The organism is Pseudothauera rhizosphaerae, from assembly GCF_004801305.1.
GTDB classification, from domain to species: Bacteria; Pseudomonadota; Gammaproteobacteria; order Burkholderiales; family Rhodocyclaceae; genus Pseudothauera; species Pseudothauera rhizosphaerae.
The window spans coordinates 367,666-383,938 of sequence record NZ_SSOD01000002.1 but is presented as its reverse complement, the minus strand read 5'-3'; the positions used below and the strand labels follow the sequence as shown (position 1 = coordinate 383,938).

Here is a 16,273-nt window from a genome sequence, read left to right as displayed (position 1 = left end):
CGGGCTTGAACCAGAGGCAGGCGGGTGGCAGCTTGGGCTCCCACACGTGCTTTGCGCACCCCGGCCTGGCAGCTTGCCACCCGCCGCTCTCACCCACGATCCTACGGGGTATCGCAGACACAAGCGGCCTTGGCCGCGATGCGCACGCTATCGAAACGAACGTCGCCATCGCGGCCAAGGCCGCTCCCACAAAAAAACACGCCCTCTCCGCGTGCGGCGGGGAGGGCGTGGGCCTGTACTCGCCAGGCTTACCTCGTCAGCTTGCTTTCCTTGGCCCCCAGCGGGACGCTGGCCTGGGACTTCAGGAAGAGGCCGGTGTTGTCGTCGCGACCCTGCAGCAGGAACTTGGCACCGGGCTTGCCGTACTGTTCCACGGCCAGCTTGGACATCTTGCCGATGTCGCTGCCGCGGATGCGGTTGATGATGAGGACCGTCTTGATGTCGGCGAAGTCCTGCATCATGTTCTGGTCGCCTTCGCTGTCGCCGGCCACCAGGATCGGGCCGTAGCCGTACTTGGGAACGACGAAGCGTTCGAGCGCGCGGGTCTTGCCCTTGCCCTGGGTCTGGTCGTAGCCGTAGCGGAAATCCACCTGGATGCGGCCGGCGGCGTCACGTTCCAGTTCCATCGCGATCACCCGTTCGGGCAGGGCGTTGTAGCCGAACTTGGGATTGGACGAGATTTCCTTGACCACATCCACGAAGGAGGCCGAGCAGATCCAGATGTCGATGCCCGCCTGACGCAGGGCGACGAACAGATCCTGCATTTCCGGCACCAGGCGCAGGCCGTTCTTCCAGCTGATGGACACCACGCCCGCCTTGCCCGGCAGGGACGCCGGACTGGTCCACTTCACCTTCTCCACCGGCTGCTTGAGCTGCCAGTCGGCGGTTTCCTGCACCAGTTGCCGCACGTCCTTCTCCGTCATGCCGGCGAACTGGTACAGCACCCACGGATAGGACACGGACACGTCGAAGGTGCCGCCGATGGCGTCATACAGGTAGCGCACCTTGGTGATGAAGTTCATGTAGTGCGGGCTCTGCTTCACTTCCGCCAGCGACTTCGTGCCCTTCAATCCCTTGTAGTTGTTGTACAGCCAGGTGTAGCTCTCGATCGCATCGGGGACCACGAGGTCGATGTTGAGCGGCTGGCCGGCGGCGTTGTTGTAGTCCTTGCCGAAGTTCCCCTTGGGCACGTCCTTGCGCAGGGCCGCGTCCATCTGCGCGGGCGTCGCGCCGTAGCGCAGGTTTTCCAGTTGGTAGATCAGGGTCGCTTCCTCGATGTCGAGGAAGACCATGGTGTTGTCCCAGTCGAATACGGCATACGCCGGCTTGGCCGGGTCGTAGTTCGGGCTGGCCTTGCCGTGGGCGTTGATGAGGGCTTCGAGTTCGGTCTTGTTGAACGCATCCCAGTTGCGGTCGGCGAGCCTGACGGCCTGCTGCGCCTGGGCGGACGACGTGACGGACGGAGAATCGGTCGCGCAGCCGCCCAGGAGGACGGCCAGACACGCGGAGAAGATCAGTACGGCGTTTCTCGATTTCATCACTACTCTCCTCGAGTTGTTCTTGAAAGGATGCCGAAACTGCTGCTGCGACTACTCTTACAAAATATGACCAAGCGGGCGTGATTTCACCCCTGGCAACACGAATCATGTCGGATTCGGCCGCAGGGCGTTTTGACGAAAGGCATAAGAACCCCTGACAAAAGGAAACAGCCCGCACGCCAGGCAAGGCGTGCGGGCTGCTCGTGGAGGGGTGAGGGGCGGGGCCTGTGTCTTTCAGGCGGCCAGCTTGCCGTCGCGGAAGTCGCTGAGCGCCTGGTAGATCTCCTGCTCGGAGTTCATGACGAAGGGGCCGTACTGCACGATGCGCTCCTTCAGCGGCTGTCCCGCGATCAGCAGCGCGCGCGCCTCCCCGTTCGCGGCGATGGTCACGCCGTCCGCGTGGGGGTCGTTGGCGAGGATGCCCATGCGCCCGGCCGCCACCGTGCGCTCACCGATCCGCACCTCGCCCCGATACACGTAGACGAAGGCGTTGTGGGCCGCGGGCAGCGGCTGGCTGAAGCTTGCGCCGGCCGGCAGGTGCAGGTCCAGGTAGAGCGGGGCGGTGGCATCGCGGCTCACCGCGCCGGCCATGCCGTGGCTCTCCCCGGCGATCACGATGGCCTCCACGCCCGCCCCGGTGGCGAAGCGCGGCAGATCGCCCGCGCCGAAGTCGCGGTACCAGGGGGCGCACATCTTGTCCTGCGCCGGCAGGTTCAGCCACAACTGGAAGCCTTCCATCAGGCCTTCCTGCTGCTGCGGAATCTCCGAGTGGATCACGCCGCGGCCGGCGGTCATCCACTGCACGCCGCCGGTTTCCAGCAGGCCCTCGTGGCCCGTGCTGTCCCGGTGCCGCATGCGCCCGGCCAGCATGTAGGTGATGGTCTCGAAACCCCGGTGCGGATGGTCCGGAAAGCCGGCGATGTAATCGTCCGGCCTGTCGCTGCCGAAGGCGTCGAGCATCAGGAAGGGGTCCAGACGGCGCTGCAGCGGCTGAGTGAGCACGCGGGTCAGCCGGACGCCGGCGCCGTCGGAGGTGGCGACGCCGCTGACCAGTTGCTCGACGCCGCGCGAGTGCGTGAGCGTTGCGCCGGGGAGGATGGCAAGCGGGTTCATGGAGGTACTCCTGTCGTGCGGGCTCAGGCCAGCGCGGCGGCGAGGTCGGCCTCGGCCTGGGCAAAGCCCTGTTCGGCCGCCTCGGCGCCCATGTTGAGCCCTTCGGCGTAGATGAAGCGCACGTCCGTGAGGCCGAGGAAGCCCAGCACGGTGCGCAGGTAGGGCACCTGGGTGTCGGCCTCGGTGCCGCGGTAGCGCCCGCCGCGGGCCAGCGCCACGTACACGATCTTGCCTTTGAGCAGGCCTTCCGGGCCGCTGGCGGTGTAGCGGAAGGTGACGCCGGCGCGGGAGATGGCGTCGATCCAGCCCTTCAAGTGCACCGGCACGCCGAAGTTGTACATGGGCACGCCCAGCACCAGCACGTCGGCGGCTTGGACCTCGGCGATCAGCGCATCGTCGAGCGCCACGCGCGCGGCCTGCTTCGGCGTGCGCTGCTCGGACGGGGTGAACAGGGCGTCCAGCGCCGCTTCGTCGAGCAGGGGATGGGGCGTGGCGACCACGTCGCGCACGGTCAGCCTGGCGCCGGGGTTCCTGGCCAGCAGGCGTTCGGTCACGGTGTTGGCGACGCGGGTGGAATTGCCGCCTTCGCGGCGGGCGCTGGAGTTGATTTGCAGGATGTTCATTGTCGGTCTCCGGGGGTGGGGGTGAGCTACGGGTGCCACTTTATGGAGGAACGACGGCTTGAAGAAGACGGCGGAATGGATAATATTGTTCCGGCCATGGAACAATACGACCCCAACAACCTGCTGATCTTCGCCCGCGTCGTGGAAGCCGGCAGCTTCAGCCGCGCGGCGGAGCAGCTCGGCCTGCCCAAATCCACCGTGTCGCGGCGCATCGCCGGGCTGGAGGAACAGCTCGGCGAACGCATCCTGCTGCGCACCACGCGGCGGCTCACCCTGACCGAATTCGGCTCCCATCTGCTCGAACACGCCCGCCAGGTGGCCGACGAGGTGGACGCGGTGCGCGCGCTGGCCGAACACCGCCAGGCGCAGCCCAGCGGGCGCCTGCGCGTGTCCATGCCGAGCGATTTCGCCAACCTGCTGCTCACCGACATGCTGGCGGCCTTCGCCGCGCTGCACCCCGCGGTGTCGCTGGAACTCGACCTGTCGCCACGGCGGGTGGACATCGTCGGCGAAAGCTTCGACCTGGCGCTGCGCATGGGGGACCTGCCCGACGACGCCTTGCTCGCCGCGCGCCGCATCGCGCTGATGTCCATGGGCCTGTACGCCGCGCCGGCCTATCTGGCCGAGCATGGCGACCCGGGCGAACCCGAGGAGCTCATCCGCCACCAAGCCCTCGTGCTGCAGCCCGCGAGCGGCGGCCGGGCGCGCTGGACGCTGGTCCAGGGCGCCCGACAGCACGATGTGGAGCCGCGCGGGCGCATCGCCGCCAACTCCCCCGAACTGCTGATCAACCTGGCAGGGGCCGGCGCGGGCATCGCCGCCGTGCCCGACCATTTCGCCCGTCCCCGCGTGCGCCGCGGCGAGCTGCGCCGCGTGCTTCCGTACTGGCATCTGCCGGCCCACGCCGCCTGGGCCGTATTTCCCGGCCGGCGCCTGATGCCGGCCAAGACGCGCGCCTTCCTCGACATGCTGGAGAGTGCCCTGGCCGGCGCCTGTACGGCCGCCGAAGGGGAGGCTACGGTATAAGGCATGGGCATGGAGCCCTGTGCCCGGCTCATCGGGCAGACTTCTGAGGAGGACGCGCAATGAACCGATTTCTGCAATCCATCTCGACGCTCGCTGCCACGGCCTGCGCCGCACTGCTGCTGGCCGCCTGCGCCGCTGTTTCCGCATCGCCTGCGACAACCCTGCTCGACGTGGAGTGGCGGCTCATCGAACTGGAAGGGCAGGCCGTCGAGGCCGGCGGCCGGCGCGCCGCGCACCTGATCCTGTCCTCCGATGGGCGGGTCGCCGGTTCGGGCGGCTGCAACCGCCTGCTGGGCAGCTACCGTCTCGAAGGCGAGAAGCTGAGTTTCGGGCAACTGGCCGGCACCAGGATGGCCTGCCTGCAGGGCATGGAGCAGGAGCGCATCCTGTTCGACGCGCTGGCGAAGGTGACACGCTGGCGCACGGAAGACGGGCGGCTCGCGCTGTTCGACGAGGCCGGCACGGTGCGGGCGCGCTTCGCGCGCGCGGACGAGGCGGCCGGCAACGCCTACGAAGGCCCCGGCTGGTCGGGTAGCGAGGTGGTCTACCGCTGCGCGGGCGCCGCGCCGCTCCAGGTCACCTACGTCAACCTGAAAGGGGGCGATGCCTTCGCGGTGCTGCTGCACGAGGGCAGGCAGCACCTGATGCAGTCCCGCGTGGCGGCTTCCGGCGTGCGCTATGTGGATGTGAACGAGGAACGCGGCCTGCGCTGGTATACGAAGGGCGGGGAGGGCTTCCTGAACGCCCTGGCGGCCGACCACACCGCCAGCGAACGGTCCTTGCTCGGCGACTGCCGCGCCGTCGGTCGCGGCGGGTAGGCTATACTCGCCGCCTCCGCGGTTTGCGCCGCCTGCTGTCCGCGGGCGCGGCGATTTTCAGAACCCACTGATTTTGCTCAATCTTTGTTGCCTTCGCCGGGTGCTATAATCTCGCCGTCCGTTCCCCTTCCCCGCGCATGCAACTCTACGCCCTCGGCCTGAATCACCATACCGCGCCGCTCAGCATCCGCGAGCGGGTCGCATTTCGGCCGGAAGGTCTGGAGCAGGCCCTGCAGGACCTGACCCGCGCGCGCAAGGTGCCCGAGGCGGCCATCCTGTCCACCTGCAACCGCACCGAAGTCTATTTCGCCACCGAAGAGCCGCAGCATGCCGCCGACTGGCTGGCGCGCTTCCATGCGCTGGCGCTGGACGAGATCTCGCCCTACCTGTACACCCATCCGCAGCGCGAGGCGGTGCGCCACGTGTTCCGCGTGGCGAGCGGGCTGGATTCCATGGTGCTGGGCGAGCCGCAGATCCTCGGCCAGGTCAAGGAGGCCGCGCGCCGCGCCGAAGACGCCGGCACCATGGGCACGCTGCTGCACAAGCTGTTCCAGAACACCTTCGCGGTGGCCAAGGAAGTGCGCTCCACCACCGCCATCGGTGCCAACATCGTCTCCATGGCCGCGGCCGCGGTGCATCTGACCGAACGCATCTTCGAGCGTGTCTCCGACCAGCACGTGCTCTTCATCGGCGCGGGCGAGATGATCGAGTTGTGCGCCGCCCACTTCGCCGGTGCGCAGCCGAAATCCATGACCGTCGCCAATCGCACCGAAACGCGCGCGGCCGAACTCGCCGACCGCTTCGGTGCGCAGACGCTACGCCTGGACGCCATGGGCGAGGCCCTGTCCCGTTTCGACGTGGTGGTGTCCTGTACCGCCGCGCCGCTGCCCATCGTCGGCCTGGGCATGGTGGAGCGCGCCGTCAAGATGCGTCGCCACCGCCCCATGGTGATGGTCGATCTGGCCGTGCCGCGCGACATCGAACCCGAAGTCGGCAAGCTCGACGACGTCTTCCTGTACACCGTGGACGACCTCGCCCAGGTGGTGGACGCCGGCCTGGAATCCCGCCAGCAGGCGGTGCTGGAGGCCGAGGAAATCATCACCAGCCGAGTGGACGGCTTCCTGCACTGGATGCAGGCGCGGGACGTGGTGCCCACCATCCGCGCGCTGCGCAGCCACGCCGAGGGCCTGCGCCACGCCGAGCTGGAGCGTGCGCTGCGCCTGCTGGCGCGCGGCGACGATCCGCAGCAGGTGCTGGAAGCCCTCAGCCACGGCCTGACCAACAAGCTGGTGCATGGCCCCACGCGCTACCTGAACCAGACCGAAGGCGAACAACTGGCCGAAGCCAGCCGGCTGGTGCAGCGCCTGTTCAACCTCCACCCGGACGACTAGCCGGCATCCGGCGGGCGAAGCCGTTCGCCCTGAGCCTGTCGAAGGGCGGTAGCACCGACCGGGCTTCGACAGGCTCAGCCCGAACGGACCTCCGCCGGCCGCTCCCCTTGATCTTGATTCCATGAAGCAGAGCATCCGCGACAAACTCGAACACCTGGCCGGCCGGCTGACCGAGGTCGATCGCGAACTGGCGGCCGAGGACGCCGCGCGCGACATGAACGCCTTCCGCGCGCTGTCCCGGGAGCGTGCCGAGATCGAGCCGGTGGTAGCGCTCTACCGGGACTACCTGCAGGCGGAGGCCGACTGCCGCACCGCGCGCGAGATGCTGGCCGACCCGGAGATGCGCGAACTGGCGGAGAGCGAGATCGAGGCCGGTGAAGTTCGCCTCGCCGAGCTGGAAGAGGCGCTTGCCCGCGCCCTGCTGCCCCGCGACCCCAACGACGAACGCAACCTCTTCCTGGAAGTGCGTGCCGGCACCGGCGGCGACGAGGCCGCGCTGTTCGCCGGCGACCTGCTGCGCATGTACGCGCGCTATGCGGAACGCCAGCGCTGGCGGGTGGAGATCGTTTCCGTGAGCGAATCCGAGCTGGGCGGTTACAAGGAGGTCATCGCCCGCATCAGCGGCCCCGGCGCCTACTCGAAACTCAAGTTCGAGTCCGGCGGCCATCGGGTGCAGCGCGTGCCTGTCACCGAAACCCAGGGCCGCATCCATACTTCGGCCTGCACCGTGGCGGTGATGCCGGAGGCGGACGAACTGGCCGAGGTAAACATCAACCCGGCCGAGCTGCGCATCGACACCTTCCGCGCCAGCGGCGCCGGCGGCCAGCACATCAACAAGACCGACTCCGCGGTGCGCATCACCCACCTGCCCACCGGCATCGTCGTGGAATGCCAGGACGACCGCTCCCAGCACCGCAACCGCGCCCAGGCCATGTCGGTGCTGGCCGCACGCATCCGCGACGCCCAGGTGCGCGAACAGCAGGCCAAGGAAGCCGCCACGCGCAAGAGCCTGGTGGGCAGCGGCGACCGTTCCGAGCGCATCCGCACCTACAACTTTCCCCAGGGACGGGTCACCGACCACCGCATCAACCTCACGCTGTACAAGCTGGACGCGGTGATGGACGGCGACCTGGACGAACTCGTCGACGCCCTGACCCTGGAGCACCAGGCCGCGCAACTGGCCGAACTGGCGGGAGACTGAAATGAAACTGCACGCCGTTCGCCAAGAGCCTGAGCCCCTCCCCCCTTGCGGGGGAGGGGTTGGGGAGAGGGGGCTGTGCCGGCCAGCATGCCATGGACTGCCTTACGCCCCTGCGGGACGCCCCCTCTCCCCGGCCCTCTCCCGCGAGGGGAGAGGGAGCAGAGCCATCTCGTTTCATGCGTCGTGGGTCGCGCAACGCGCGGTGGAGTAACTGAGATGAGCGACGCCCCCGCAGTCACCGGCACCGACCCCGATTCCGCCGGCTCCGGCGTGCCCGACATCGCCGGCGCGCTCGCCTGGGCGCGTGCCCAGATCGGCGTCATGGATGCCCGCGTGCTGCTGCGCCACGTGCTGCAATGCCCGGCCGCCCGCCTGGTGTCCCATCCCGAAGCACGCCTGGACGACGCGGACTGGCAGGCTTATCACGCCCTGGTGGAGCGCCGCGCAGCCGGCGAGCCGGTGGCCTATCTGGTGGGCGAGCGCGAATTCTTCGGCCGCAGCTTCCTGGTCACCCCGGCAGTACTGATCCCGCGCCCGGAAACCGAGCTCCTCATCGAACTGGCGCTCGCCCATTTCGGCAGCCGCCCGCGCCCGCGGGTACTCGACATGGGTACCGGCAGCGGCGCCATCGCCATCACCCTGGCGCTGGAACTGGACCAGGCCGACGTCACCGCCGTGGACGCCTCCCGCGAAGCCCTGTGGGTGGCCATGGCCAACGCCGCACGGCTGGGCGCCAGCGTTTCCTTCGTGCAGGGCAACTGGTTCGAGGAACTGGACGGCGAGCGCTTCCAACTCATCGTCTCCAACCCGCCCTACGTCGCCGCGGAAGACCCGCACCTCACGGAAGGCGACGTGCGCTTCGAGCCGCGCACCGCGCTCGCGGCCGGCGCCGACGGGCTGGACGACATCAAGACCATCGTCGCCGCCGCCCCCCACCATCTGGAAGACGACGGCTGGCTGCTGCTGGAGCACGGCTACGATCAAGCCGCCGCCGTTCGCGGCCTGCTCACCGACGCCGGCTTCAGCGCCATCACCTCCTGGGCCGACCTCGCCGGCATCGAGCGCGTCACCGGCGGGCACTGGCCGGGGCGGCACTGAATGGGGTGGTCCTTGACGTAGCGCCGCTTGCCCGCCAAAATTTTCCGACTTTTTCACTCAACTTTTATAGAGCGAGCATCATGGACATCCAGGAAGTCATCCGCGAGCAGGTTTCCTCCAACCCGGTCGTGCTCTACATGAAGGGCACTCCCCAGTTCCCGCAGTGCGGCTTCTCCGCTACCGCGGTGCAGATACTCAAGCACTGTGGCGTGAGCGCGGTGGCCGCCGTCAACGTGTTGGAAAACGACGCCATCCGCCAAGGCATCAAGGAATTCTCCAACTGGCCGACCATCCCGCAGCTTTACGTCGGCGGTGAATTTGTCGGTGGTTCGGACATCATGCGCGAGATGTACGAGAGCGGTGAATTGCAGCAACTGCTGGCGGATGCAGGGGCGGTCGGGCAGAAAGGCTGAGCTGCAGGTGGGCGAGGATGCCCGCGCACGAGAATGGAAAAGCCGGCGAGCAGCCGGCTTTTTTTGTGGATTGCGCCCTGACGCCCCATCGCGGGCAAGCCCGCTCCCACGGCGCGGGGGCTCAGTAGCGCTTGCGCAACGTCAGGCGGTTGCCCTCGTGGGTCATTTCGGTGCGGGAAAGGAAGCTCATGCCAAGCAGGGCCACGGGCATGTTGTTTTCCAGAACAATCCCTTCGACACCGTGCATTTCCAGGGGGCCGACCCTTACCGTATCAAGGCGTACCCGCCATCCCCGGACCACGCCGCTGGCGGTCTGCACGCCGATGGGCGTTGCCCCGCTCAGGTCGACGCCCGCACGGCGGGCATCGGCGATGCCGATGCCAACAGAGGTAGCGCCGGTGTCCACCATGAAACGTATCGATGCTCCGTTGATGCTGCCCAGCGTCAGATGATGGCCTTGGGTATCGGCAGTGAGCGTCAGGTCTACGGCACCCGAGGACGTGCCATCGATCCGGACCGGTGCGCGGCCCAGTTCCACATGTTGCACCGTACCGTCCGCCTCGATTTTCGCCGAACCCGTGGCGGACGAAACGGCGAGCAGCTTGACGCCTTCGGGCGTCTGCTGCCCCACGGCTATGGTCCGGGGACGTCCGCCGTCTACTACCAATACGGCCTTGTTGCCGAGTATACCCACCAGAGAGACCTCGGATGCGATGGCGTAAGAGGGCAGGCCCAGCCAGACAGACAGGAGTAGCGCTGTCCACCCTTTTCTCTGGCTGAAGCCGGCGGCGTGGCCGGGGGTGTCGAACGGCCGCAGGAACATGCCGATTCTCCTTGATGGGGTTCTGGAATGGGTCAGTGCCGAATCATACGTCATTCTCCGCTGGCTGCCCTCTGAACCTGCCTACGGCCTTGTGGGTAAGATGCCAGGCCAGCAGGTGAGGTGGCATGCGCAGCCAGTGGGCGCGGACGTATAACAGCCAGCGGGCGAATCCGCTACCGGGGCTGTCGAGCAGGGGATGCTGCGGTCGCAGGGCGTGATCGTACAGGGCATCGCTGAGCCGGTTGACGTGCCCGTTCCGGCTGGGTGCGATACCTGGGGTTTTCAGCAGGCGGATGCACTGGTGACGGGCAAAGGCCAGAGGCGCTTCCAGGTGCAGGGTGTGGGCGCGTGCATCGAGTTCGGCGGCGAAATCCGGCCGAGCGGCGCCGAAGTGGCGAAACAGCCCGTCCAGGTCCAGCAGATCGCGGAAACCATTCGGCAATTCGCCTTCGTGGAACAAATGAGTGGCGCTGTGCAGCAGCATGTCCGTGGGTGAGAGGACGAAGACGCCTTCGTCGTCCGCTACCGGCATGGCCCGTTCGAGCATGGTCGCGGGATCGGGGTCGAAGCGTGCCGTGAGCGGAAGGATGCGGTGGTGCACGTCCACCACGGTCCCACGGCGCAGATGGCGCATGGGCGGCAGTTCGTGCATCCATTGTCGGTAGTAGCGCTGGTCGTAGGCGTCGTGGTGGGTGCCGGCCCAGCCGTGTTTGAGCAGGACGGATTCCACTTCGTCGATGCGCGTGCGCGGAACAAGGATGTCTACGTCCGAAAAGAAACGTCCGCGTGCAAAGGGAAGGTCGGCAGCCAGATAGGCAGCACCCTTGAGCAGTACCAGCGGAACGCCGATTTCGTCCAGCGCCGCACGCAGGCATCCGATTTCCCACTGGACGGCATGGGCCTGGCGGTCGGCCAGGGCGAGGGCCGCCGTGACGTGGGGACGACAGGGGGCCGGCAGGGCTTTCTCGGGCAGGCCACGCGTAGCGAACGCGAGTCTGCCCATGACATTGGCGCGCCTCGCGAGACGGAGCAGCGTGTCCCAGCCGCCCTCACTGAGCTCGGTGAGCCGATCCGGCTCGTTCAGCAGCGAGGCCAGGCGGTCAGGTGGCCAGTTCCGAGCAGCGCTCGTGCTCATGCTTCGAGGGCATTGAACCAGCGCAGGGCGTCGTCGAACTGCGCGTAGTGCAGGTCGAAGGCGGGTCCTCGGCCCAGCAGGGTAGTCAGGGTGGAAAACGCCGTCTCGCCCAGCACGTCGTAGTTGAAGGCATTGTCGATCAGCATGGCCATGGCCTCGGGCCGGGGAATCCGCTCGGCGTGCAGCGTGCTGCCGGCCCGGTAGCGCGGCGTGACGATCCAGCGCAACAGTGCCGGTCGGTCTGATTCGTCCACCGAGCCCGGCGGCGGGGCAAGGTGTGTGACGACCCCTTTCTTCGTATCCCGCACAGGGGGACCGATTGTGCTTTCGGGCAAGGTGCGCCGGATGACCTCGATGGCGTCGTTCTTGAGGCTGATCGGACGCACAAGCCCATATACCCGGCCTTCACCGGGAACGATGAGCGCCAGTTCGTCCGACAGCAGACGCCAGCCGCGATGGCTGAGATAAGCGCACAGCGTGCTCTTTCCCGACCCCGGCGGTGCCGGCAGCAGTACCGCGTCGTCACCGCGTGCTAGGACCGCCGCGTGGAGCAGCAGATACTGGTGGCAGTGGCTGGCGACGCACCAGTTCATGCCCCATTCCATCATTGCGAAAGCCTGCGCCGCGGGCAGCGAAAGGAAAGGAGCGTAGCCGTCGAGGCGGAACTCGACCTGCGGGCGCACCCATCGGCGCAGCGCGACAGGGCGGGCGACCTCGATGTGGAAATCGGCGAACGGCGGGCTGTCTGCTACGGCGTGGTGACCATACAGCAGGCGCAAATTGTCCGCGACGATACCTTCGCCGCAGGCGATGCGGAAGGTGAGCGGACCGGTGCGTAAGGCCAGCCGCCCCTGCGCCAGCCAGTCGGCGAGCGTGCGTGCGGGCAGCGTAGCAAGAGGAACGAAGGGGGAATGCGCCATCGGAAAGCAAGCCGTCTGCATGGGGGGCGTGCCGCCGATTATGCGCAAGGGCCCGGGATGCGCCGCGGAACTGTGACGCGGTCCGTGGACGGTTGTCCGGGTCTTGCAGCCCGGGTTCCGTAGGTTGTGCCTTAGCGCACCCTACGGGCGGAAGGTCAGCGTCGCCAGCAGGAGTCTCCACTGGCACCTTTGGCACCCGTATGGGCAAGGGTCAGGTTGCCGCATGTGTCGCCAGACATCGGACCGGTGGGTGCGGCGGTCAGGGTGAAAGTGGTCGCATTGCCGGCCACGGCGATGTTGTAGAACGCTGCGCCTCCGTCCTTGGGGGAGCGTGTAAAAGGCAGGGTGGGCATGTTGGCACCGTCTTGGTAGGTTCCATTGGTCGTATACCAACGCTCCATGAACTGCGCCAGTTCCATCAGGGCCGCCTGCGCGTCTGCGCGGCGGGCCTTGCGGACGTGGTCCTGGTACGAGGGGTAGGCAATCGAGGCCAGCAGGCCGATGACCGCCACGACAATCATCAGTTCGATCAGGGTGAACCCGCGTTGGGTCCTGTGTGCGATGTTCATCGGCTTGCCTCTGTGAATACCATGCGTTCGCATCATTGGGCAGCACGCCAGCTTTGGCGGCCCTCGTCCTCTTCGTCCAGCCCGGAGTCGTAGCCGGTCCACTCGTTCTGCTCGGGGTCAGTGATCAGATAGTCCCCGATGGTGGCCGGCACACCGCCGGGAACGGCGATGCCGCTGACCGGGATGTTGGTGCCGGGGATGTACATGGGCGGGCCGAATACCGGGTAATCAAGGCGTCCCCCGGTGCGCAGGTCGATTTCCATGTACCAGGAATAGCCGGTTGCCGAGCACGGATCGCTGCTGGGCACGTAGGTACTTACGCGCAGGCGTTCGAACCAGACTTCCGGGGCGCGAATGACGCGCTCGCCTTCGGCGACTCCAGCCGTTGCCGGCGCAATGGCCGGCGGGACGAGGTCCAGATACCAGCCGCGCTTGGAGCTCCAGTCCACCCTGCTGTTGCTGATGGCGCGGGCGTTGAAATCATCGATGATTACCTGGTGGGTGATGGTCTGTTGCTGTAGGGTGCTGCGGTCGGTCTCAGCAATTGCTTGGAGTTTGTCCCAGATGCCATAGACGCTTTGTACGCTACGATCCTCTGCGTCGCCAGCGGCGAAGAAGCGGCCGGTGCCGAACAGCACCATATAGCCGCCCTTCTGGTGCACCCGCAGGGCGGGGGTTACCGTAATGGGCTGGACCTGGCCGCTGGCGTTGCGGGCCGTAAAAAGCGGCAGATTAGTGCCGGAGCCATAGGCCACCTTCCAGTTGCAGTTGCCTGCCCCGGTGGCGCAAGTGCCGTCCATGGTGAACTTCCACAGGTTGCCCAGCAGATCGCCGGCATAGAAGCCCAGGGCGTGCAGGTTGCTGCGGTCGGTGGTGTTGTAGCCCGTCGGCCCGGACAGGCCGTTGTTGCCCGCGACCCCGGTTTCCACCTTGGAGATGAGGCTGCCGTCGGCCAGGTTCACGACATAGAGCACCGCCTTGCCGCTGGCGCTACCGTAGCCGTTGCCGAAGATCGCCGCCCATGCGCCGTTCTGCAGGCGGGCCACCAGCGGCCGGCCGAAGGTGTAGCCCATGTCCGCGTCGGTGAATTCCCATAGCACCTTGCTGGCCGTCATGCTGCCCGGGTTGGTGACGTCCAGGGCGTAGATCGAGTTGCCACCGGCTCCGAGGGAGCCGACCAGCACGGTCTTCCAGCCGCCGCCGAAGTAGGCGTCGGTCACGGTGATGCCGCCATCCACGTAATAGTGGTGCGTGTATTGGGGATCGGCCAGGGCGGCTAGATTGGGATATACGGCGTTGGGCACGTAAGCGAAAAGTTCGGTGCCTTCTTCCGCGTGGAAGGCATGCAGCATGCCGTCGTTGGCGCCCACGTAGACCACCGGGGCGCGGGTGGCTTTGGTGGTCTGCACGAAGTTGCGGTAGCTGCTGCCTTCAGTGCCGGAAAGGGTGTTGTAGCCCAGGTTCTGCTGGTGGACGTATACGGGGTCGGAGTTGATGATGTCGCCCAACACGGAGCCGCGGGTGCGGTAGGTTGTGCCTTCCCCTGTCCGGTCGCCGCGCAGGTAGTTGAGCACGGCCGCGCTGCCAAGCAGGGCCTTTTGATCGTCCGTCAGTCCGCCACTGGCCCAGGTGAAGGTGATTCCGCGGCCGTTTCCTGCGCCGCCGGCGTGGCTCAGAATGTTGCGGCTCGCCGGTGCGGGGAGTTCGCTGGCGGCGTCCCAGTCCGCATCGATATCGAGCGCACCGTCGCCGTCTTCCTCCGGCAGGTAGGACACCAGCCGGCCGCTCCAGTCGCTGCTGTCGAAACTGGCTTGGTACACCCGGGAGCCAGTGTTCAGGAACACGGAACTGGTGGCCATGCGGTTCACAGAGGAGCGTGCTCTGCTGACGATGGAGGCCAGTGTGTTGCCCAGGCCAGCGGCGAATTCTTCCGGGTTCTGTGCGCTGAAGAACCCTCCTCGGCTGTTGATTCCTGCGTGTAACAAGTCATCGAGTTTGGCCGGATTGCTATCTGCAGGGTCCGGCCAATTGATTGAGCTGCCACTTTCGACTGCAGCCCAGGCATCGCTTTCGTCGACTGATCCGGTCACGCCAAACCCAACACCAAACGTAACCATGTGCTGCCAGAAGGCCGGATTCTGCAGGCCCGTCGGCACCCGGTTCGCGAGATCTGAGCGCAGATCCGTTCTCCAGTAATACATGGCGATATCCGCTAGCGTGCCGCTGTATTCATCCTTATATGGGTCCGCTGCAGTGTATTGATATGTAGAGCCATCCGGCGCTGTAATAATAGGCCCGGCGGTATCGTCAATGTTTCCCGTAACGCTGCTGGGGCCATCCGAGTAATACCCGTCAGTCATCAGAATGGTGAAGCTCTGGCGGCACTCTAAATGAGGAGATGAATTATTGTTCCCCGGTACGGCCCCCCAAGGCCCACGGTTATCCGTTCGAGAGAAATATTTTCCGGCATCGTCCAGGGCTCCACGCAAGGGTGTCCCCGCATTCGGGATAGTGCGCCCATACAGTTCAGTGAAGAATGCTTCGCGGTCAGCCCCTGTGAATGGACGAACTCCGCGAACAATGGTTGATGTATTGACACCATCGACGGAGGAGGATGCCTTGTTGATGGCGCCATATCCCACTCGCATGCTTTCGCCCTGCTGGGCAAACGCCCGGCCTATGCCCGCCCGTGCCGCGAGAACGCGCGAGCGGTAATAGGTGTACCAGTTCGCAAAATTCTGTATCTCTTGGGCATACGTGCATACTCCTCCAGTGCAGTCGGAGCGGTTCTCGCGACCGTGGCCGGAGTAGTTGGGAGTCGTCGATTTGATCTCGACTTTGGTGTAATTACTCCAGCTCCAAACGCTTCCCCCGTTGTGCCAGAAGTAGGTAGCAGGCCAGAATGTTTTGCTGTTGGTTGTAGAGGAGCAGGATGTTGCTGATGTGCAAGTACGCCAACTTGGAGACTGATAGTTGGAGTTGTTGACGGTAAGGTTGCGGGCGTAAGCGTTTACACTCGTGCCCCCACTTGGGCAGCTACCCGTGTTTTCTGGATTGTGCGGCGCGCAGGATGCGCTTGCAGACGGGTAGAGTGAGCCATCGTGCTTGGCCCAGGGCGTATAGGTAACGCTGGGGTTGTAGTATGTCTTATTTACTTGAGGAGAGCGTGTCAGCGCATTGTAAGCAGCATTGTCGTCAACAGTGGAAACGGTGTTTGCATAATCGCTTCCGCCATAAACACCAGCCGGTCTTGGGAAAACGAACCGTACGTCACCGTTGGTTCTCCCCGCAGCGCGATAATCATCTGGAGTAATTTCATAGTGCATCGATCCCGAGTCATCAAGAATAAACATGATGTTTGGTTCGACCTGGCTGCTGACGTACAACGGTGCCTGGGAAATGTCTTCGGCCATGACCTGGGCGAGTGCCGCCGTGGGCCAAGTGCTGCCTCCCATGACGATGGCGGTGGCGATTAGGGAAAGAAGGCCCGGCCGGCACGGGATGCGGCGCTTGGGGGAACGGATGGGGGCGGGCATGAGCGACGCGTACTTCATTTTCTTCCTCCTGCGGTGCCGGGCGGGCGAGGCCCTGCGGGGCATCCGCAT

Annotated in this window: 14 protein-coding genes; 6 read left to right on the top strand and 8 right to left on the bottom strand. The window is 66.0% G+C overall.

Features of this window, described 5'->3' with window-relative positions:
* Positions 1–248: 248 nt before the first annotated feature.
* The 3 genes from E6O51_RS03830 to E6O51_RS03820 form a co-directional block, all read right to left on the bottom strand.
* Positions 249–1,538 carry an HAD family hydrolase gene (locus tag E6O51_RS03830; protein WP_136383633.1) on the bottom strand — a complete coding sequence of 430 codons (1,290 nt, stop codon included), beginning with the start codon at positions 1,536–1,538 and terminating at the stop codon, positions 249–251.
* Between the two features lie 234 nt (positions 1,539–1,772).
* Entirely contained in the window at positions 1,773–2,651 is an 879-nt protein-coding gene (locus E6O51_RS03825; RefSeq protein ID WP_136383632.1) for a pirin family protein, read from the bottom strand.
* A 23-nt stretch (positions 2,652–2,674) separates the two neighbouring features.
* Positions 2,675–3,274: an FMN-dependent NADH-azoreductase gene (locus E6O51_RS03820; protein WP_136383631.1), complete on the bottom strand. Its 600-nt coding sequence runs from the start codon at positions 3,272–3,274 to the stop codon at positions 2,675–2,677.
* Between the two features lie 96 nt (positions 3,275–3,370).
* On the opposite strand from E6O51_RS03820, the gene E6O51_RS03815 reads away from it, so the two are divergent.
* The 6 genes from E6O51_RS03815 (at position 3,371) to grxD (ending at position 9,221) form a co-directional block, all read left to right on the top strand.
* Positions 3,371–4,300 (top strand): LysR family transcriptional regulator, encoded by a 930-nt coding sequence (locus E6O51_RS03815; protein WP_136383662.1) that lies wholly within the window; start codon positions 3,371–3,373, stop codon positions 4,298–4,300.
* Positions 4,301–4,359: 59 nt separating this feature from the next.
* Positions 4,360–5,118 (top strand): META domain-containing protein, encoded by a 759-nt coding sequence (locus E6O51_RS03810; RefSeq protein ID WP_136383630.1) that lies wholly within the window; start codon positions 4,360–4,362, stop codon positions 5,116–5,118.
* A gap of 137 nt (positions 5,119–5,255) precedes the next feature.
* Complete coding sequence (gene hemA / locus E6O51_RS03805) at positions 5,256–6,509, top strand: glutamyl-tRNA reductase (protein WP_136383629.1); 1,254 nt, start codon at positions 5,256–5,258, stop codon at positions 6,507–6,509.
* Between the two features lie 121 nt (positions 6,510–6,630).
* On the top strand, positions 6,631–7,710 hold the full coding sequence (prfA, locus tag E6O51_RS03800) for a peptide chain release factor 1 (protein ID WP_136383628.1): 1,080 nt from the start codon (positions 6,631–6,633) through the stop codon (positions 7,708–7,710).
* Between the two features lie 216 nt (positions 7,711–7,926).
* Entirely contained in the window at positions 7,927–8,808 is an 882-nt protein-coding gene (gene prmC / locus E6O51_RS03795) for a peptide chain release factor N(5)-glutamine methyltransferase (RefSeq protein WP_136383627.1), read from the top strand.
* A gap of 80 nt (positions 8,809–8,888) precedes the next feature.
* A complete protein-coding gene (gene grxD, locus E6O51_RS03790) occupies positions 8,889–9,221 on the top strand; it encodes a Grx4 family monothiol glutaredoxin (protein ID WP_136383626.1) in 333 nt (110 codons plus the stop codon).
* Positions 9,222–9,342: 121 nt separating this feature from the next.
* Here the strand turns inward: grxD and E6O51_RS03785 are convergent, their stop codons facing one another.
* From E6O51_RS03785 to E6O51_RS03765, 5 genes are all read right to left on the bottom strand, one after another.
* Entirely contained in the window at positions 9,343–10,044 is a 702-nt protein-coding gene (locus tag E6O51_RS03785) for a retropepsin-like aspartic protease family protein (RefSeq protein ID WP_136383625.1), read from the bottom strand.
* Between the two features lie 43 nt (positions 10,045–10,087).
* Complete coding sequence (locus E6O51_RS03780; RefSeq protein WP_211091316.1) at positions 10,088–11,179, bottom strand: nucleotidyltransferase domain-containing protein; 1,092 nt, start codon at positions 11,177–11,179, stop codon at positions 10,088–10,090.
* On the bottom strand, positions 11,176–12,099 hold the full coding sequence (locus tag E6O51_RS03775) for an HprK-related kinase A (RefSeq protein ID WP_168735179.1): 924 nt from the start codon (positions 12,097–12,099) through the stop codon (positions 11,176–11,178). The genes E6O51_RS03780 and E6O51_RS03775 overlap by 4 nt, the downstream gene beginning before the upstream one ends.
* A 155-nt stretch (positions 12,100–12,254) precedes the next feature.
* Positions 12,255–12,668, bottom strand: coding sequence for a type IV pilin protein (locus E6O51_RS03770; protein WP_136383623.1), 414 nt, complete (start codon positions 12,666–12,668; stop codon positions 12,255–12,257).
* 32 nt (positions 12,669–12,700) lie between these two features.
* Entirely contained in the window at positions 12,701–16,222 is a 3,522-nt protein-coding gene (locus E6O51_RS03765) for a pilus assembly protein (protein WP_168735178.1), read from the bottom strand.
* Positions 16,223–16,273 lie beyond the last annotated feature (51 nt).